Origin of the sequence: Vibrio thalassae, assembly GCF_900089835.1 — a bacterium.
GTDB classification, from domain to species: domain Bacteria; phylum Pseudomonadota; class Gammaproteobacteria; order Enterobacterales; family Vibrionaceae; genus Vibrio; species Vibrio thalassae.
Map to the genome: position 1 here is coordinate 116,570 of NZ_OANU01000002.1, position 20,011 is coordinate 136,580.

Here is a 20,011-nt window from a genome sequence, read left to right on the forward strand (position 1 = left end):
CTAAGTTTGATTGCCTTAAGTGAACTGCCTAATATGGCTCACATTCAGGTGCCCAGTAAGACGGCGCTGATTGCTGGAACTGTTGTGCCAATGACTTCTTGAGTGCTGGCAACAACAGGTAAAGTTGCAGACATAACACTTTCAACGACTGTTGGCGTATTGTAGAGACCCATACCGCCACCAATGCCCAAGGCAAAAGCCATCAAGCTTTGGCGAGCGATACCGCCCACAATACCCACCAGAACCATGGCTCCCGCTACGATCCGTCCCAAAGTACCTTGGGTCCAATCTTTTAGGGTATCCCACACATCAGTGAAAGCATCACCACCGGTGCCCGCAAATGAGGGCTCCGAAATCATTAACGCCATCAAACCAAGCGCACCAATGGTCATTAGGCGCTGAGTTTGAATGGTGCGAACTGCATTTGTCATTCGTTAGTTTCTCCGTAGATACTCAAGTTATCGCGCCTACCATCAGCTCCCGCTGAGGTTGAATCGCTCTGAGTCTGAAGTGGACGTAGCACAGGCGAAACCGTTCGAGGTGCTGACACCCCAATATCCCACCGGCGCGGTTCAATTTCGGTAAACACGTAGCTGGATAAATTCAGATCTCCACGGTCATCCTCCCAAGGCGCAATCCAAATTCGCATCACCCTTGAAGGAATGCGAATAGGTGCAGATTGCTGCGTCTCAGGTAATGCTGGATGGCTCAGCAGTCCTGTCTCTAAATCAGATTGTGAATACCCAGAGGGAGAACCAATTCGAGTCGCCACAGCATCAATCGTCTTGGGTGCAGCGCCATTACTGGTAAGCTCATAGACTTCTCGAGCGGATAAACAGCGCACACCGTCAGGCATACCTGGGCATCCATATTCACTACTCCCAAGACCCAATGAACTACAGCCAGACAATAAGGTTGAGCCGACTGCCAATAAAAGTAATCCAGCTTTAGACCACTGTTTTGACTGGTGCTTTGGGTTGTTCTGCATTGATGTCGTCATGGTTAACTCTCCTCTGGATACACATCTTATTGTCTGAAACGGACTTCGATCGGTTAGCAACATGCAGGATTTTTTCATCTTCTTGCACCTCCCCCTTGCGAAGTGGCCAACGACAACGAGGCCCCACGAGTGACTATGACTTCAATTTTCCTTGCAGCGTCTACCTCTATGACTGGGAACATATTTTCAGCCATGTCCAAATAGAACTTGGCCACTCGATCCAATGCTTTACCGGTGCCTTTAATCGCAGCGCCTTGTAATGCTTCTTGGCTCATGACTTGCTGGTACAGCTGAGTATCACCGGCATTACCCGTCTGAATCGTCGGAACAGGATTTACATCAAATGCGCCAGCCAAGCCCTGAAGGAATCCGGCCATCATCGATTTGGCCACCAGCTGGCCTTGTTTCGACACTAATCGGCCACGAATACCGGCTTTGCCATCTTCACCCACAGCATAAGAATCCAGTCGCGTTTCAATGACGCCACCATCTTCTCTCACACATGAAATGGTCTCGCCTCGCAAATAAGCACGCTCAGAGCTCAAATCACCGTAACCTGCGGCGATCAAGAAACACTCTTTGATATCCGCTCTAAATCGGTTAGGTAAAATGGCTTCCTTTTGAATCCTCAGCAATGCAGGAAAAGGCTCGCGTCTTGCGGACTCGTGAGTAGGAGCATCCAAACCTGTGATCAAAGTACCTGAGATGATGCTGCCCGCCGGTAGATACAAAGGCGGCGCTTCTTGCACAACAACCTCTGGTTCAGCAACCACTTCAGGCTCAATCATACGAATCGTGATTGGCGGCAATGGAACATCTCGTGCTCGTGTACCGTGGCCATTGGCTGGCTGCTGATAGAGCGGATCAGGCAGCGGCGCATTGGCAAAATAGTCGTCTGGGTTAGACGGCAGAGGCTTTTCGTCTTTGGGTAATTCCATGGCAGATAAAGGCACTTCAAAACGGCTATTTGTGCCTTCAACTGCTGCATCACCTCCTGCGCGAACATCATCAAGTTCCGCTCTAAGGCGGGCCAGCTCCGCATTGACCTCACTTGGTATAGAAGGCGAACCTGGGCTTAGCCGTCCTGAATCGACGTCACGACGCAAGCGCTCAACTTCACGACGTAACTGTTCATTGCGCTCACTAAGTAGTTTTACGTTCGCAGCCAAACTATCGACCCCAACATCACGAGTATTGGTATCCGTAAGAATGTGCCGGATTGTTTCCTGCCGGTTCCGACTACTTGAGCCATCGTCAGGATTAGGTGAAAACACCATCACCATAAGGATGAGACCACCAGCAATACCAGCAACCGATAGACCCCGCTTCATGTTCGGGCTCATTTGTTCCCATTGTGCTTTCATCGTTACTTACCTCCCACAAGAAGCGAAGGTCGCTGACTTTCCACTGGTTCTTCACGATGATTGCGAACAACCACATACAACTCAGTCTTTTCACTCGGCAACAAGATATTGCGAGGCCAGTAGGCGCTTGCCACTATATCTGGTGCATGACAGGCTATTTCACTGGCTTCTATCGGCTCATCGGCAAAGCTTTCAACCAGTCCTACATAGACGGTGAAGTAATGTCCCGTCACAATTTGCCCCTGCTTAAAACCAAACTTTAAGCCAGGCTGAAAACATTTCGGGCTTGTGTCAGTTTGGCCAGCTAAACGGATGTCATAGCCTTGTGGTAACTCATTTAGTGCAAGGCGTCTGAGTAAATCACGTAAGCTATCGACGTATGGCTGAGCCGTTTCCCAAGTGGCGGCTTTGCGGTTCACGACGCCCTTAATAGGCCACTGCTGACCATCAATAGCTAAGGTGATTTCACGCGGTGGAATACGACGAGGTACTAAGGTGACAGATAATGCGGGCGCTTCCTGACCAGGCGGAGTGATGTAAAGTGAAACCGGTGATTCTTTGTCCGTGGCCACATATACAACATTCCCCTTGATTTGCGTCTGAGCATCACTGGTTGTTCTCACCTGAGGCGATTCAAACGGCGTCACAATCCGATTCAGATGCCCAAGAGCTACAGGGATCAGTTCATTAACCCCCGGTGTCATCAGTAACGTTGTTGGCACATCCGTTGAAACCGGATTGGTTTGAACAGGTGGATTTGCAGTAGCAGACTGCTTCATCACACTGGCTGGCACAATCGGCAATTCCACGTCTGCATACGACGCTTGAGATAACAGGACGCCACTCAAGCTCATTGCGATTAAGCTTGGTGTCATCCATCGACTAATTTTGGTTCGCATCATTCACCCTCCGGTTTTGCTCTTGGGTCAACTTTTCACGAACTCGCTTCGTTCTAGCTTGCCCCTCATACGTATCCATCCAATTGAGTTTTGGACGGTATTGCTCAATATCGATGTCAAACTCATAGGTGCGAGTTTGGCGCTGTTCATCTCCAGATGGTCCAGAGACCAAGGAATAACCGGTCACAAAGACATGGCCGGTTTCATACTCATACTCCACTTGTCTGGGTTGGAATTTGAGCGTGACTCGGTCTTCACGGATCTGTCTTGCCTGAATCTCCAGTGCATCGACCACTTGCTGGTACACCGCAGGTGAAAGTAGCGGCTCGATAGCAACCCGGATAAAGGACACATTGCCCGGCGTCACGTTGCCCATAAGCTCAGCCAGGTAGAGTCCCCAAGATTCCAGGTAAGGCTGAGTGGCCTGGTTTCGTGACACTTCAGCCGTTTCAGTCAAGGTTGGTGGTTGAATGGCCACCACGGTATTGCGAGAAAATGCCGCTACCGCAAGCAGCAAATTAGATAGCACCAGCACCGCAATCAGAAACCGTTGCCATCGGTTCTCTAATTGCGTGCCTTGCCATGATTTTAAAAACACGTCGAACTTCACGGCAGATAGCTCCTGATAAATGGGTTAGGGATCGTCTTGGCTTTGGTTGGCAACAGTCCGGCCCAGTAGATGGCGTGAAGAATAAAACCATCTGGGCGACCATCACGAAAACGCCGATAGAGCTTGGTTGTCACCAACCCCAACAGGCATAAAACCAAGGCATTACCGGTAAAAATGCCGATCACTAGCCCCAACAGAATGGGAGCCATCTCATCAGCACTCCAAAGCAGGAAGTGCGGCGGGTCATCGATATAGGATGGAATATTCACAGGTTCCATAGTCACTCCTCGTTGTTTGAATTGAGAAGTGAAGAATGCCTCGGGATTGGCAGCTTCAGTGGTCAGCTAGATGCCGAATTCTTGAAGGTTTTGAGGGTTCTACTCAGACAATACTAACAATTGATCTTTTTGATGCGGTTGATATGATGAGGATATTGGTCGTGTCGAGACCAGCTGCCCACTTTAGCAAACCCGGACGGGACGACATGCATATCAAATTTATTTTTTGCTTAGGTTTTTTCTGCGACCTCGGCAGTGGGCACCGTATTCGCTAATAGGAGAAACTCAATGCAAATTATTAAAATCATTTCCTCTGACACGGTTGAACGTTTAAAGCAAAAAGCACGAAAGCTTAAACGTGAAAAATCCATTACACACACTCAAGCACTCGATGAAATTGCAGTATCTGCTGGTTTTAATCATTGGCATCAGGTTGTACAAGCTAATGACGTACTGAAACCATCAGAGGTGGCATTATCTTCTGGATGTGTCATGGCTTTTGATGTCAAAGATGGTATGGATGTCGATACCAGTGATGGGGTTTTAATTGAAGACCACTTATTGGAGATGCTTACTGAAAAGCAGCTATTTGAAACTTATGCCAATTCCCCTGATGAGGACGACGAACAAAACAGGCCGCTAAAAGAAACGCTATCGGATTCAGAGCTTCATGAGTATTTTCGAGATTATTGCTCATTCATGTACTTTCGTCTTGCCGAGCCTCATGCAAACAAACCGTTAAAAGAAGTATTGGCTCTTATACGACAGTACTCTTTTTGGATGCCTCAATATATTTGGCTTCAAGGCCACCTTATTGATACTTACCATTTGCCTGCTGAAGACGAGAACGGCAATACCGTAGGCGTCAGGTTTTAGCTCTACAAGATGAGGCCTAACTGGCCTCATATCTTCTTCTGCAAGTTACTTAACGCCAACCCCGCCATTAATGCTAAACCGATGATCAGCGACGGTAGCACCACCGGTGGAATGGCCAGCGGGGCGAACAATCCCATAAACAGCAAAATGACACCTGAGCCCAGGATAATCATGCTGTAGCGGTGAATGATAGGGCTCGAAAAATCAAAGGTTGTCTTCTTAATCTTCCAGGTCATCAAGCCGTCCCACAACGCCGGTAACATGAGAATAAGCGCAAAGGGCAACCAGACCATCAGTAAAGCAAATCGAGTGAACACTTGGTACAACACATCAAAAAATGCCTGAATACGGTCTTCTACCCAGACAAACCAAAAGCCTCCCATGTTCTCCATCCCTTTAGAGCGCAGTCGCTGCTCTTCAGTGGGGATCAGAAAATCACGCACAGATTGCTCCATCTGCGTATCCACAACCCATGATTGATACCAGCCATGGCTAGTTTGACCAATCCAATAGCTCGTTTTTGCGCCCAATTGATTTTGGATCATCTGCTTCTCTTTACTAATGACCCGGCCAGTCCAATCACCGGGCACTAACACGCCAATGGCAATAATCTCCAGCATCAGTGCCAGACACAGCAGCCAAACCGACTTATGCTTGCTCATGCCAAATATCCTCTTCGACTCGCGCCAGCATGGCTGCAACGGTTGGCGTCATAATCCGGGCTTTGATCACTTGTTGAAGCCGCTTTGTCGTCGTATGACCGCTGACATAACGCACTTCGATGCGTCCTTCAGCCAGATACGCCATCCGATTAGGACGATTACGAATCCAGGAGTAGAAATACACACCATCTACGGCGGCCCACTCGAAATGGTCAGGATCACGCAGGCGAATCCCCGTTAAAGCACTGGCGGCAGTCCAGGTCAGTGCCTCAATGAAATGCCAAAGGCGTACACTATCATCATCACAACTGACTTCTTCATAACTGCCCAAACCATTACACAGACACAAATCAAAGATGGAATGGCCATCTAACGTGAACGCATCCGTTAAGTAGTCCGCCAAGCAATACACCGAGGCCAAAGCATGAGGCCAGTCGGTTTCAAGCAGTCTTAAGGTTTCCTTGAACTGGGGGTTATGTTGCTGCCACTGAGCGAGCATTTCTTTACTGGTAAGTGTTGTCATTTTCAGACAGACAGAATGATGCATACAGACTCCTTATGCTGCCTGTGTAGAGCTGGTTAAAATAGGAATGCGACCTTTAATCACACGGCCACCTGAAAGCTTGGCGATGTACTCCAGATTGGGAAGCTGGCCTAATAACTGCGGTGGAAACATATCACCTTCTTCTTCCATCAAGCGCTCGCCATGATTGCCGGTAAACAACGCGGGGCTGTCCGAGTTGGACGACATACCTTGAGTTTGCATGATGTACTGCAACCGAGTCTTTGGCAGATTGTCAGTAATGTACTGCTGCGTTTCGGCATCCATCACCCGAAGGGCTATCAAGTTGTTGATGTTACCTAACACCTGGCGAGCCTTAGCTTCACTGCCTGTTCGAGCTGCAAAGTCAGCAAAGGTCTGAGTAGCAATCACACAACGCATTTTTGCGCCACGGCCTTTGTTGAGCAGTTGAATGAAGGGATCGTTGACGACTTCAGCCGCCTCATCGATGAAGATATTTACGGGACGATTATCAACACCATAGTTATAGCGGTCACCGGCCACGGCGGTGAGATCGGATAAAAGCAACGAACCGATGGCGCTGCCAACCATGGCGTCAGTCAATGAATCCAAGCCGATATACGCCACTTGGGCATTGTTGATAATACGGCCAGAATCCGTAATTAACCGGCTGTCATTCACATCGTTTGCAATCGGTGATAGCAGTGGGCCAAGTTCACTTGAAGTGAGCATATTGAGCACCGGCATCAGTGAAGCCACCATCTTGGAATAGTGGGTTCTGTCATGTTCAAACATGCTCAAAAGGCCTTCCAAATCAGTATTGGCGGCAACGGGCTGAATGCGTTCGTAGTAAAAAAGCAGCATCGCCATGGCTTGTTTAGCCAAGGTATTGGCCTTTTCAGTAAAGCGTTTAATCTCCACACTAAAGTTCGGATACACCTGCTCCCCCCAGGCTGTGACGGCTTTTACTACCAAGCCCTCTGGGCCACCTTCCAAGAATCGTCTCAGTGTTTTCAGATCAGGACGCTGTGAAGTAAGCAACAAACCTTGCACGATGTTGTTCAGTGCCATTTGGCCAAAGGCTTTAAATGGATCAGCACCGGTTTCGGATGGGATTAAGGCCGCAATTCGGCTGGAAATTTCAGTGCCCCGGTTAAAGTTTCTCAGGGGATTAAGACGTACTGAATGCTCTGGAAAACCCGGATGAAAATACACAAAGCACTCAGGACTACCGGCGGCAATACAGGCTCGCTGTGCATTATCCTTAAGTTCTTTGTCTCCCTTGGGGTCAATAATTATCACGGCTTCATTGCGCAAAATGGCCTGAGTGATCATCGCATCAAAGCATCGGGTTTTTCCGGCACCGGTCGTACCGACAATTAAGGTATGGCCTTCTGTGTGACCAACTGGCTGATACACATCTTCTTCTTTGGGCTCGACACCATGAATCCAAGTCGAACCCATTTGGCTATTCTTTCGATAAGAGGCGTGCCCTTGGTTAAGCAAGGTTTGCTTATCCCGCTTTAGGATTTCATAAGCGCGTTGGGCATGACGTTGATCCCACTCAAAGCCATACCCTAACCACAATTCATCAGGATGTTTTGCCATCACCTTTTGCAAATGCGACAGCTCCATAAATGCCAATGGTTTGCCTTTTAGCCCCATCTGCAACTTATAAAGGCGATAAGCCTCAGGAAGGCGATACAACGCCATGCCCGAGGAAATCCCTGTCATCCACCAAAATGGCTCAGGTGGTAACTCTGTCAGCATTTCTGCGGCAATTGCCCCAGTTGCTCCAACCAGCCAACCAGCTACTGCCATGGCTTCATAGTTCGTGCGCCAGGGCATCTCATATGCGTTTTCTTTCATTCATGCTCCGCAAAATAACCGTTTACAATCCGCTTAACTTCAAATGGATTAACGTTTAGCGTGAGCGGTAAACAGAACCGTTTCCCCCTCATCAAACTGGCATTGGTCACTGGCCGAGATCCCCCGAAGTAGCTGTCCGGCTGGAATGCCATGCGCATTGGCGACTTGGCGTAAGGTTTGTATCGTGACGCGAATACCATCGGCACTATGATCCACGTCTGGGTAATCGCCATCGGTCAGTAAGATGGGCAAATCTTTCACAAAATTAACCATCTGTTGCCGCTGCGCGTGTTTGGGGTCTGTACTTGAGTTCGCATTGGGCGCAATCGGCTTTTGCTTTCGCTCCGTTCTTGTGGCGGGCTCTTTTGCTTGGGCATTGGTTGTCTCTGTTCGACTCGGACGCTGTGAAGCCTCTTCGTTCTGAATTGCTGCCGCCGGTTCTTCGTCTTGTTTGGAGATGTCTATCAGTGCAGTTAGCCCTTTAGAAATCGATACTTTCAGCAGCAACCCTTGCTCCTGAACGCCATCATTCGTAGTCACAATTCTGGCCTTACGTGTCGGGTTTGCAGGATCTAGTTCAAGCCAATCTAATTGACTGAGTTCAGCAAGCAGTTTTCGGGGAGCACACCAATGTCTTACGGCATCGGGATAGCGGAGCAGTATCTGTTCATCAACCATAACCAACGCACTGCTGGCCTCTGGGAGCCACGCCAAAGATTCAGGCAGATTCAATGCTGCTTCGTTTTGCTGGCTTACGTTATTTGAGATAGCGCCATCATATGAATTGTTAGGCTTTTCACATCCATCTCTTGGATCGTTTTCTGCTGACTGGAGGTTATTAACATCGATTGAATGACGAAGTTCATCATCTTGTTCTAACGGTTTTGTCGATGGCGACTCAGCCGATTTGCTGTGTTCAATTGATGATGACGCTTCAGGCAAGCCTGGCTGCTCACTGGAGCGACTCTGTGGCTCTGCTTGTGTTTGCTGTTTTGCTTCCCACTCAGATTTGTTAAACAGTGTCACACCACTTGGTACATTCGAGCTGAACAATAAATCGGCCTCAGATATATGCAGCATGGGTAGCCAGATTGGCTTGTCGTCTTTGATCAGCACTTCAGGGGCAAGGCTTTCATATCGCTCATTTGAGGCGGATTTAGTGGCCAATCCTCGCTCAATGAGGATGTCCGCAAGGGTATCGGGATCTCTTGGGATGCCAGGTATCTTGTCTTTGGCCAATAGCTCAATGATGTCTTTAGCCGCGCTTTTCCAAACCAGGAAAAGATGGGTTGATTGATTCGATTTTCGTACCCAGACTCTGGCGTCTCGCTGATTGACCAGCCATTGCGAACTGGCAAGTAATCGCCTCATAGCATCAAGTAGATAGCGTTCAACTGGGACACCAAGGGCGTTGTCGTCAACGGAAATTCGTTGAGCTTTCAGGTCTCGCTGGACACTGGTTTGGTCAGCTTCAATAACCAATTTAGACAGGACATGCTCGGGATCGGTATTGCCAATTGCTTCCAACATGGCTTGCAAAATCTCAGGGCCCGGCTGGGTTAACCAGGCGAGCAATTCAGGTGTCATCACCCGGTTTAACACCAGAATTGAAAATTGCTCGTGCCGCTTGCACCGTCCGTCGCGCCAGCGAATGAAATAGCGTTCAATACTGTTATTTGTGGTCCACTGGGATAAAGTTTCTAAAAATGGGTTCCACTGATAGCGTCCATCTTCGTCTGTAATGGACAGGTCTGAAACGGGCTTACCAATATCATGGAACAAACCGCCTAATGCCGCCGCAACACGCCACCTTGGTTCAAGCTCTTTTTTCTCAACCGGTGTGCCACTGGCAACAAAGATGATCCCTTCAGCAGCTTGTGCAGCCCAGAAAGCAACTTCCAACGAATGACGTAATAAACCACCAGCGCCACTGTGATGATGATGCTCAGATGCTGGCAGCAAGTGAACATAGGACGCCAGATGATCAATGCAGGGCTGAATTAGCCTTTGAAAATCACGCTGGTTAAAGCCAAGTACTTGGCGCAGTTTGGCAATTAGCTCGTCTTGTGTGGACTGCAAATCCTCGGGTGACGCAGCTGGCAACCCCTTCAGGAATGGCGGATAGCGTGGAATGTCTGCATCCAGTTGCGATGAAAGCTCTGGTAGTGCTTTGGTTTGAAAAAATAGTTTTTTGAACATAGTGAACCTCCGACACGATAGTGTGAAGGTTCAATCTGGCGTTGCCGGTTGATTAGACTAAAAAATCCGATATGTATTAACACATACGCCAAAAAATGCTGAGGGAGCTGATTAAGCTAAGGCGTATTTCTACTTGGCCTTTTAGTTTTTTTCCCAACTCTCCTTTTGGGTTTTTCAATCGGTGTAAAAGCTTCTTGTAGGTGATCGCGAAACCATCGGCGGCGCTCAACTTGACGAAACTCGTTCAAGACAAACCGATAGTCACACGAGCCAAGACGATCACCACAACCACATGGACAAGGTAATTTATTTGCCTCACGCTTGCGCAAACCTAACGCTTTCAGTGCCCGTAGAACCGATGCTTTACCATTAACATTGAACAACTGAGAATAATCATCAATCAGGCCTTTCTCACCATGGTCCAGTTCGCCATAGGGAAAGTTGCCAAATTCAACCCTATGGGACACCGAATAAAGAAATCTGACAACAATCTTTTCGAAAAAGGTTGTCAATGACGAGTCGGCTTTCAAAATTGACTTAATTTTTAGGTCTGAGCCAAGACAAAATGATCCATCAGAGTAAGTATGGAAGTCCTGATTACGAGGAAAGTAACCAGCTGTATCAAACACCACTGGTAAAGCCCTAGGATACTCACTTGGGCATACAATCCTTAGAGAAAATGTTCGCTCAATAAACCGACTTCCAGCTAGCTGTGCTTTTAACTGATACTCTCCCAGCAACTCAATCTTATCTGCATGGACATCTACTAATCTAATGTTCGGATAGGCCGAGAGAAAAGCCTCTAGGCCCACAGCCTTCCAGTGCTTCATCTATTGCTTAAACCATGGCTTTGGATCAGATGATTGAATTGCGAAAGTTGGTTTTGTTGTCACCGCAGGAATACCCAATAGACGTGCTACCGAACTTGAATCAAGCTTCAAATCCAAACCATTTTGCGCCGCATTTACTATTCGTTGCGTATCATCACTTGAGCAAAGAGCACTAAAGTCAGCTCTAGCTTGATACAGCCATTTATAAAAGTTTTCTTGTAATCGGTATTGAGCAGATTTTTCGTCATACCACTTGTCTGCAAAATCTTCGGCTGGGTTGACTGGGTTCGGAATCATTGGCGCTTGTGCAGAAATATGGTCATCCATCTCGGAGAGCACCGTATTCAACGCTGAAGCCAAATCACTTTCACCTTTATACGATTTAGCCGCCAATGTAGTGATGATTACCGATATTGGCTTACTATCCTCATTGTTTTTAAACATAGTGTCACGATGACGCTTCAATAATTGGATAACCTGCTGTAAGGGTGTCTTCCATTGATAATATGGCAGACTATCTATACTGGCTTTAAATCGCATTTCACGTTCGTTTATCACTAACCGTGCCGTCTTCATGCGCGTTTCAAACCATCGAGCATATCCTTCAGGATTGCTGATACGCCAGTTTTCATTCACAACTGCATAAGTGGAATCTGTGTTGTCGGTAATCGAAACTGCAAGCTGAGACACGTTTTGAGCCAAGTTTTCATCAAACTTAGAGTTTTCGACCATCCGCTTTTTCAAAAGTCCTCTTCCTGTATCACTCTCTGGCACACACGGAACTATGTCCATGTGAAAGCTAAGACCATCGGCATACTCTAAGCGCCAACAGCGTTTCTTCTCGGCTAGCTCTTCCTTAATTCCTCTGGCGTTTCGATAAAGCTCTAATTCATGACCGACTAGGTGCTTTAGTTGCTTTTGAGTGATAGACGTTTTATCCAGGCCACGCCGAAGATTGCACCCCATGTCTAGGTCATACTGTTCTTCTGAATCGGGCCTAATCGCCGTACCTAAACGAAAGGACCCTTGAGAAAACACGTGGGGATCAAAATTCACGCATGTTGACTCTGGGCGATGTAACCAATCACCTAGATCCTTATAGCGTTTTTCAGCCTTTTCATAAGCACTCTCTGGTAGCTCAATTTTTTCCAGAATTGTGTTTAGAACATCGTTACTTTTAGTATTACTCATGAAGGTCTCCTCGAAGCTCGACTGCCACTACAAATTGTTGTGTTTTTATGTCGTGGTCATAAATAAGCCATGGCATATCAGCCTTAGGCATTCTGGCCCGTCCTAATTCGACGGCACACGATACTGGCATCACAGGAAATATTTGCAGTGGCGTGGCATCCCCGTGTGTATTTTTGATTTCAACAATCAGCTTTCTTATGCACTTTCTGAACAAAGAGAGCTGCTGCTTTGACTGCATGAAATCATTATGAGGCTGCTTGATAGTCACTTCCCAAATCGATGTATCTGGCCCTATAACCCGAGTAATTCGCTCATGCGACACATGGTCACTCAAAGAAAGTACTAGGGCAGGCTTCCCCTCCATATTTTGAGGTCTGTTGATGATGTACTCAAAATCATCTGAACAGTCTTGCCAAAACCAGCCCTTAGGCTCTCGATGCAGCTGATAAGTCTCGACCTCAATTTTGTCGGTAAGCAAAGCGCCAAGTTTTATTAACAATGGCTGAGGAGCTAACGCGAACAATGAAAAATGCTTACAAGAATCCTCTTCGATGATCGATGAAATTTTACTTTGAAAACGCTTCGTTAGGTGTTGCGACTCTGCTTGCCAATATTGTTCAGAGTGATCCTTCAGCTCTGATACCATGGATAGTGTCACTGGCTTTTCAGTTGCCGGATACCAATTCGGAAACATTGCCTCAACACAACCGTGATAATTAATCGGTGATCTTTCAGTTCCAATATTGGCACCATATAAAACAACATTTGATTTGCGATCAGGAGCAATGCCTGTGAGGATTTCTATACGTTGCTCATGCTGCATTTTCCAACTAATCAAGAGATCGGCTGGATACCTGTCTTCGCTGCCTTTCTGGTCAATTTTTTTGTGACAGTCATAGCACATCAACATGAGGTTGCTGACGTCATTCAAGCTGGTTGGCTTGGTTTTAAAGAGTCCCCAACCACGAGGCCCATTCTCAGAAAATGCGTAAATATGAGCATTTTGAGAGACATTGACCGATTCCTGGGTCACCGCTGATTTGTATAACAATTTATTACACCCGCTAAACTGACAACGAGCAGCTGCGCGAGCCCAAAGCTCCCGCTCAACAGGACGCTTAATGTGCCTCGTGACTTCAACGACCATTCAAAACTCCTATAGTTTGCCAATTAACGGAAGTGAGCGCGGTGTTGTCGCATCACAGAGCAAGTGACTGACATAAGCACATCCGGCTATTAGCCCCAGCCCGCGAAGACACTTATCACTTGCCTCTTCCGGTTGCCACTCATACAAATGTTTAAGACCAACACCTAGTGCAGTTAACACCAATAGACTGTGGCAAAACTGGCGATGGTGAGGGTTACCCAAAGAGGGTTCCAGAATATCTGGAAGCTTGCCAAATAGAGAGCCAACCGTAATGGCAGTTACAGGATGGTGACTGACAGCTTGTTTTTTGTTGTCCGCTAGGGCAACGGTTAAACCAACCGCAGCCCCGACGACCAAATGGGTTTTACCATTAGCCAAACTATTTCTCCTTCCTGACGCCTTTAAAAGGCGTTTTGTCAGATGTCTTTACATCCATGAATCGACCAGTATCAGCATCTCGCTTTACCCAATGTCCGCTTGGCGTCTGAGTCTGAGATCTACCTTTAACGGCACCGTTTCTGTGTCCGTCACCTGATGGGGGATTTGTAGCCATAAAGCCTCCTATTCTGCTTAACTTAATCACATTTATCAGATATTAATAAAAAAGATCCAAAGGATCTGATCAAATAATAAACTTCAATTCTGATTAACGCAAGCAGATTAACCAGAAAACCAAAAAAAACTACACAATTGATCGGTAGACAAATTCCAGTCCACCTGACTCTGCCACTTCTTTTTGCCCTAACACAAGACCTGTAGCATGAAGCTTCTTTAATCGACCACTGGCATTCTGTGCTGAAATGTCAAAGTGCTTAGATACATGTGACGAAGTCACTGTCTTTTTTGCAATAACAAAATCTAGAAGCTCTTTGACAGTCGCACTGAGTTTTACACCAAGCACTTCGTAACCGCTATCGCTCTTGACTAGAAGAGGTTGATCCTTGGCTGTAGCGCCATAAGACCAATTGTCCAGAAGGTCACGACTCGGTACATTAAAAAGGTAAAAACCTTTTTCTCCTTTTAATGCTTTAGCCAACGAGATTATACTTTCACGAGGAAATGAAGCATCAGTGAATCGAATGCCTTCCAAGCTGATAGCAAAAATATCGCATGATGGGTGACCATCAACGATCTTTTTAATCTTCACATAGGCTTCACTACCTTCATCGTTACCAAAGGCATGGTCAGAACCTACGACTTCTGAAAGAAGAATTTTATGAGTTAACTGTTTCATCTGCTTAAGTTGACACTATTTATCAGAAATTGTCAACATAGAAGTCAAAGCAGATATGGGTTCCTGTGATAGGGACCAACCCTCGATCTTCAGAAACATTGATAAGTTGACCCTTCGAGTATACCAAAGCCAATGAGAAAGTTAGCTGCCTAATTACAATGATAACTTTCTCTTTGCTAGCGTGCTCTCGACTACTCTTAAAGCCTAGCCCCCGGCCTTTACCAAAGCGACTAACCTCACCAGATGTAAATGCTTTTTGAACGAGCGCAATGTCATTCTCAACAGTTTCCGCTGAAAACTGTGCGTACAACTTCGGATGTTCACTTTGTAATGTTGTTCTCAAGGTAGCGGCAATACCTAAACCAGAGTCGGATATGACTGTTTGAATATGCTTTGGTTTATTATACGGTCGATACACTTGCAGACCTGCTAGTCCAGGTATTTTGGATTCACTGTGATCAGTAACGTTGCCTACAAGCTCTGAAAAAACAGTCTTAGCCGCTAAGAAATAGCTGGCTGAAGAATGCTCTACAAACCTGTCGCCCAAACGAATTACAAGCTCTTTGTTTTGGGTTGGCTGTGCAATCTCTCCTAGTTCGACCAAGGTATCGCTATTATCCCGATAAGTTTTAGCAGCTGACATCGCGGGCCTTTCAGGGAAACAAGTTACACTTTGATTAAGATAATCAAAGAAGCCATTTCTGCTAAAAAAACTGTGTGTATTAGGACATGCTGTAGTATCTATCACCACATCCTTCCCAATAGCAGTGAGCTGATTCGCGAGAGCAAGAAAACGGGCCAATGCTATCAGCAAAAACTTACAATCGATGCCGAATCTAAATGTTATCTTGTTTGCATCTTTTTGATACGCAAGCTTACCGATAGCACTCTCAAAGGCTTTCTCATCAATCCAACCTGTACCGAAATCAATTTCCACATGCTGAGCCCGTATCAAGCACCATTCATGATTTGAGTTTTTCACAAACATATCCTGGTTTTTGTGAAGAAACGAGTTCACTTGGGACTTATCCAGCCCTAGCTCCTTGGCAATTTGACGTCCTTTCAGGCCTGGTGACCCATCTAATAACTCTGAGACTGCCTTCAGCAAACCATCACTCCTTTCTACCTACATACCTACCATTCGTTGCATACTTTGCGTCCACGAGGCTTTAAATGCTGAATCTCCTGCGAACAACTTGTAGAGCTCAAGTTCATCTTTACGGCGTTGCAGCATAATTTCCTTGAGCATTTTTTCGAAGGCCAAATCTCGATTATGAGGATCTGGGTTGTTTTTGTATTTAGATTCAAAATCTGGGTGATTGCGGATACTCTCAGCGATGTTCACGAACTTAACCTTTTGCTCTTCAGGTGTGGCACTCCAGCCTTGGAACCATCGTTCATTAAATGTGCGAATGATTTCATCCAGCGGGTCAGTTTCTTTTTCACCGCCATGCGCCCCACGTGGGTTCGGATTTTGAGGATCAAGCTCCGCTTCTTGGTCACTAAGTTTAATGCTGTGGTTAAGCTTCACACGTTGCAAACCGTATGAACTCAGATCGACAGAATCGAGAAGCTCATCAATAGCATCAGCATCGGGATCTTCCACTTTCAATTTCGGTATTAAAAACTTCAGGAACCAAAACAGTTTTTCCCAGCTGACCATTTCATAAGGCATGATAGACGCCATCTGCCCATAGATTTTCACGAACTGCTTGGCTTTAATCTTAAAGTCCACTTTAGCTTCAGCTTCAAGCTCCAGCTCATGGTCAAACCGTGCTGCTGCAACATCAATGATTGGACTGAGTGTCTGGGCGTCTTCATTCTTGAAATAACGCGTAACAAAGTCTTCAACTTCATACCATTCGTACACACCGACATCGTCCATTTCATCTTTCAACTCGTGCAGCACGTTTATATCTGTAGCTTGGGACAATGACGTTGCTGTGTAGAAAGGATCGAATGCTGACTGAATATCTTCAACCGAGTTGAAAAAATCTAAAACAAACAGGTCTTCAGTTTTTTTACCCCATTTAGGCGCACTTCGATTGAGACGAGATAATGTCTGTACACACAAGACACTGGCGAGCTTCTTATCCACATACATGGCGCAAAGCTTAGGCTGGTCAAAGCCAGTCAGATACTTGTTAGCAACCACTAAAAGTCGATACTCATCGGTATCAAACATATCTTTGGTATCTGACTCGGCAAAACCATTAATATCTGCTTCGGTATATTCAATACCATCAACTTCTTTGGTTCCTGAGAAAGCAATGGCAACTTTAAAGGGGTTCCCTTGCTCCTCAAGTATTCGCCTTATCGCTTTGTAGTATCGAATGGCCGTCTCAATATTTTGAGTGACCACCATTCCTTTACCTTTACCCTTGAGCTTTTTCGCATTCACGACATGTGGAACAAAATGCTCCAGCATAATCTCTGCCTTGGTATCAATCGTTTGCTGGCTTCGCTCTACATAAGCTCTGAGTTTTTTCTGCGCCTTTTTGGTATCAAACTCAGGGTTATCAGCGATTGATTTCTCAATCTCATAATAACTTTTGTATGTCGTATAATTTGCCAGCACATCCAAGATGAAGCCTTCTTCAATGGCTTGTTTCATCGAATACAAGTGAAACGGCTTGAAAGAGCCATCTTCTTGGCGCTGGCCAAATTTCTCCAAAGTGCTGTTTTTTGGTGTCGCTGTAAATGCCAGGTACGATGCATTCCCGCGCATCTTACGCGATTTCATCGCCTGAAGGATTTTATCCTGAGCATCTTCTACCTCTTCGATTTCAGACTTGCCCATCGCTCGGTTCATATTGTCATGCGCCGAACCAGACTGTGAGCTGTGTGCTTCATCGATGATCACCGCAAAGCGCTTGTCACTAAGATCGGCGATACCATCAATAATGAACGGGAATTTCTGAATCGTCGTTATAATAATCTTTTTGCCATTCTCCAGCGCCTGCTTAAGCTCAGAAGACTTGTTCGCCGGGGCAATAATGTTCTTTACTTCAGAAAACTCTTTAATGTTATCTCGCAGTTGCTTGTCCAATAGGCGTCTATCGGTAACCACAATTACAGAGTCAAATAACGGCTGCTCCAGGCTTTTTCCGCCTGCCACATCAGACGATGCAGGGTAGGTTTCAATTAACTGATAAGCAGCCCAGGTAATCGAATTAGACTTACCTGAACCGGCAGAGTGTTGAATTAAGTAAGTCTGACCGACACCGTGCTGGGCAGCATGGTCTACTAATTTTCTCACCACATCCAATTGATGGTATCGAGGAAAGAACAGAGTTCGCTTTGGTAATGGATCTTTGCTTGACCCATCCAGACGCACAAAATGCTGAATAATATTCGCCAAGCTTTCTTTGGTGAATACTTCTTGCCATAGGTATGCCGTTTTATGGCCAGATGGATTCGGCGGATTGCCTTGTCCAAGATTGTGTCCTTTATTGAACGGCAAGAAGAAGGTACTGCCACCTGATAACTTGGTGGTCATATACACTTCGTCGGTATCGACCGCCATATGCACTAGGCAGCGGCCAAAGGTCAGCAATGGCTGAGTTGCATCTCGATCATCCCGATACTGCTTTTGGCCGTGATAACGCGCTGTTTGCCCCGTCCATGCGTTTTTCAACTCCAGCGTTATCAAGGGTATTCCGTTGATAAACAATACCATGTCGATTTCTTGTAGGGGATTTGCCATGGAATAGCGCACTTGGCGAGTACAACTAAACACGTTATCTGCAAAGTTTTGCTTTACCTTCTCACTACTGCTTGCCAAAGGGGCTGGATAGAGCAAATTGAAATGAGCATCGTCTACGCTTAGCCCTTTCTTTAGTAAATGCAGAATGCCATGCTTCTTAATCAGTCGGTCAAATCGTTCGAGTAACTTACGCTGCCAATCTGAGGGGTTGTTCTTTTGCAGTTTGGCCAACTCTACTTCTTGTGTCTTTTGCAGAAATTGCCAGAAAAAACGCTCATCAATGGCATATTGCATATTAAAGTCACTAGCAGCACCAATGAAGTATCCAGCACCCAGTGACTGCTGACTCAGCCCCTCTTTGAGCTCTTCAGTACTGATCCCAGCCAGACATTTCTCAATGGCCGACTCTAATGCTTGTTCATTGGTTTGACTGACCATAATTGTAAGTTCCCTTAATCAAAATTCTTCTGTTTCATTGCCTCAGCCGCTTTTTGCAGCGGTCCTTTTAAGGCTTTTTCTAACTTTGTCATCTGCTCTAAGTGCCACGCAACCGCTTGGGGCCAAGTCTCTTTGTTAAACCCATCAGCTTTGGTCGAAAACTGAATACGGCAAGATTTCTTCTCATCCAGCCTCATCCACTCAAGTTCTGCACCAAAAGTATGCTCAATGTCTTGTTTGGACTGACTCAACAAATCAAAAAGGTATTTATTCTCTTCAGTAACCCCACGGCTGATCCAAAGCTCTACTCGAAGCTCTTTTTGCAGAAATATCAGGTTATACGGACATCCACTTAGCCCTGAGCCTGCTGATAACCAATGATCTTTGCTTGGGCTAATGTTGTTATAGAGTTGGCAAGAGCTTTTCTGAAACGCCTCTAAGGCACGCTCCCAGTACTCGCGACGCACGGTATGGCGGTTTTTTAGTACCACTTCGGTGGTTTTTTCTTCCGCTTCCTTGGCATTAATGCCGATCATCAACTCTTTCGCTTCTGGCGTTGGGATGATCTGGTCAATATTAATCAGTAGCTGTTCACCCAGTGAATAAGGCGTAATTTTGAAGCAGGCAATGCTAATTCCTTGACCCAATAACCACAGCGCTGTGCTGGTCACTTCTTTGCGAAAGTTTGCCGCAACTAGCATAATGCGCTGGCTGTTACCCAGGTTGAGCTTTAACTCATCCAGATCGGGCGCATCCAAAAACTCACATATTCTCGCCGAAGCACTTGCAGGGGCATTTAACAGGTCAACCTCTCCTGTTACAGGCTCATAGCGGTCTAAATACTGCTGGTAAATTTCAACTATTTGCGCTTTGGTTAAACTGGCACAGTAAGAGGCATATTTAAGCGCCTGCCAAACTACATCTCGGCCACTGTCGTCCAGCTTGTTTTCAATAATGACCAAGTTGCCATCTTTATCCAGTGCCAGTAAATCTAAGCGTTCACGGGTATCATCAAAGCCATCGAACTCCTTTTGAACAATCAGTAGCTCTTCACCCAGTGCGGAAGGTTCGTGTGCCAACCATTCCTGAAGATGCTTGCGCTCAGTAAAGCCCAACTCACTGAACTTCTTCGTCTTAACCGGACTAATCCTATTGGTCTGATGATTTACCGTGAACATAATCGTA

The 20,011-nt window shown here is 46.2% G+C and carries 20 protein-coding genes; 1 reads left to right on the plus strand and 19 read right to left on the minus strand.

What is annotated here, in order from left to right; genetic code table 11:
• Positions 1-44: 44 nt before the first annotated feature.
• From traA to traL, 6 genes are all read right to left on the minus strand, one after another.
• Positions 45-431 carry a TraA family conjugative transfer protein gene (gene traA, locus VTH8203_RS00515; RefSeq protein ID WP_000180225.1) on the minus strand — a complete coding sequence of 129 codons (387 nt, stop codon included), beginning with the start codon at positions 429-431 and terminating at the stop codon, positions 45-47.
• Positions 428-1,000, minus strand: coding sequence for a type IV conjugative transfer system lipoprotein TraV (traV, locus tag VTH8203_RS00520; protein ID WP_158296034.1), 573 nt, complete (start codon positions 998-1,000; stop codon positions 428-430). Before traV ends, traA begins: the two co-directional genes overlap by 4 nt.
• A gap of 74 nt (positions 1,001-1,074) precedes the next feature.
• Complete coding sequence (locus tag VTH8203_RS00525) at positions 1,075-2,364, minus strand: TraB/VirB10 family protein (RefSeq protein ID WP_096991871.1); 1,290 nt, start codon at positions 2,362-2,364, stop codon at positions 1,075-1,077.
• 2 nt (positions 2,365-2,366) lie between these two features.
• On the minus strand, positions 2,367-3,263 hold the full coding sequence (locus tag VTH8203_RS00530; protein WP_096992177.1) for a TraK domain-containing protein: 897 nt from the start codon (positions 3,261-3,263) through the stop codon (positions 2,367-2,369).
• Positions 3,247-3,873, minus strand: coding sequence for a TraE/TraK family type IV conjugative transfer system protein (locus VTH8203_RS00535; protein ID WP_096991872.1), 627 nt, complete (start codon positions 3,871-3,873; stop codon positions 3,247-3,249). The genes VTH8203_RS00530 and VTH8203_RS00535 overlap by 17 nt, the downstream gene beginning before the upstream one ends.
• Positions 3,870-4,151 (minus strand): type IV conjugative transfer system protein TraL, encoded by a 282-nt coding sequence (gene traL, locus VTH8203_RS00540; RefSeq protein ID WP_000433889.1) that lies wholly within the window; start codon positions 4,149-4,151, stop codon positions 3,870-3,872. The genes VTH8203_RS00535 and traL overlap by 4 nt, the downstream gene beginning before the upstream one ends.
• Positions 4,152-4,439: 288 nt before the next feature.
• On the opposite strand from traL, the gene VTH8203_RS00550 reads away from it, so the two are divergent.
• Complete coding sequence (locus tag VTH8203_RS00550) at positions 4,440-5,027, plus strand: plasmid-related protein (RefSeq protein WP_096991874.1); 588 nt, start codon at positions 4,440-4,442, stop codon at positions 5,025-5,027.
• 26 nt (positions 5,028-5,053) lie between these two features.
• On the opposite strand, the gene VTH8203_RS00555 is transcribed toward VTH8203_RS00550, so the two are convergent.
• The 13 genes from VTH8203_RS00555 to VTH8203_RS00610 all read right to left on the minus strand — a co-directional run bounded on the left by VTH8203_RS00555 (position 5,054) and on the right by VTH8203_RS00610 (position 20,004).
• On the minus strand, positions 5,054-5,689 hold the full coding sequence (locus tag VTH8203_RS00555) for an IncC plasmid conjugative DNA transfer DtrJ family protein (protein WP_096991875.1): 636 nt from the start codon (positions 5,687-5,689) through the stop codon (positions 5,054-5,056).
• On the minus strand, positions 5,676-6,236 hold the full coding sequence (locus VTH8203_RS00560; RefSeq protein ID WP_096991876.1) for a conjugative transfer protein: 561 nt from the start codon (positions 6,234-6,236) through the stop codon (positions 5,676-5,678). Before VTH8203_RS00560 ends, VTH8203_RS00555 begins: the two co-directional genes overlap by 14 nt.
• Before the next feature lie 9 nt (positions 6,237-6,245).
• Positions 6,246-8,081, minus strand: a complete 1,836-nt coding sequence (gene traD, locus VTH8203_RS00565) for a conjugative transfer system coupling protein TraD (RefSeq protein ID WP_096991877.1) — start codon at positions 8,079-8,081, stop codon at positions 6,246-6,248.
• Between the two features lie 48 nt (positions 8,082-8,129).
• Positions 8,130-10,280, minus strand: coding sequence for a MobH family relaxase (gene mobH, locus VTH8203_RS00570; protein ID WP_096991878.1), 2,151 nt, complete (start codon positions 10,278-10,280; stop codon positions 8,130-8,132).
• A gap of 116 nt (positions 10,281-10,396) precedes the next feature.
• On the minus strand, positions 10,397-11,110 hold the full coding sequence (locus VTH8203_RS00575; RefSeq protein WP_096991879.1) for a ubiquitin-conjugating enzyme family protein: 714 nt from the start codon (positions 11,108-11,110) through the stop codon (positions 10,397-10,399).
• Positions 11,111-12,301, minus strand: coding sequence for a nucleotidyltransferase domain-containing protein (locus VTH8203_RS00580; protein ID WP_096991880.1), 1,191 nt, complete (start codon positions 12,299-12,301; stop codon positions 11,111-11,113). It abuts the gene before it with no gap.
• Entirely contained in the window at positions 12,294-13,448 is a 1,155-nt protein-coding gene (locus VTH8203_RS00585; protein ID WP_096991881.1) for an SAVED domain-containing protein, read from the minus strand. Before VTH8203_RS00585 ends, VTH8203_RS00580 begins: the two co-directional genes overlap by 8 nt.
• 9 nt (positions 13,449-13,457) lie before the next feature.
• On the minus strand, positions 13,458-13,826 hold the full coding sequence (locus VTH8203_RS00590) for a metal-dependent hydrolase (protein WP_096991882.1): 369 nt from the start codon (positions 13,824-13,826) through the stop codon (positions 13,458-13,460).
• 1 nt (position 13,827) lies between these two features.
• Positions 13,828-14,001 carry a hypothetical protein gene (locus tag VTH8203_RS24710; RefSeq protein WP_000224748.1) on the minus strand — a complete coding sequence of 58 codons (174 nt, stop codon included), beginning with the start codon at positions 13,999-14,001 and terminating at the stop codon, positions 13,828-13,830.
• A 129-nt stretch (positions 14,002-14,130) separates the two neighbouring features.
• The gene (locus VTH8203_RS00595; protein WP_096991883.1) at positions 14,131-14,682 is read right to left on the minus strand and encodes a MarR family transcriptional regulator; all 552 of its coding nucleotides are present in this window, start codon (positions 14,680-14,682) and stop codon (positions 14,131-14,133) included.
• A gap of 22 nt (positions 14,683-14,704) precedes the next feature.
• A complete protein-coding gene (locus tag VTH8203_RS00600) occupies positions 14,705-15,790 on the minus strand; it encodes an ATP-binding protein (RefSeq protein WP_096991884.1) in 1,086 nt (361 codons plus the stop codon).
• A gap of 18 nt (positions 15,791-15,808) precedes the next feature.
• Positions 15,809-18,826: a type I restriction endonuclease subunit R gene (locus VTH8203_RS00605; protein WP_096991885.1), complete on the minus strand. Its 3,018-nt coding sequence runs from the start codon at positions 18,824-18,826 to the stop codon at positions 15,809-15,811.
• 14 nt (positions 18,827-18,840) lie between these two features.
• Entirely contained in the window at positions 18,841-20,004 is a 1,164-nt protein-coding gene (locus tag VTH8203_RS00610) for a DUF4268 domain-containing protein (protein WP_096991886.1), read from the minus strand.
• Positions 20,005-20,011: the final 7 nt, after the last annotated feature.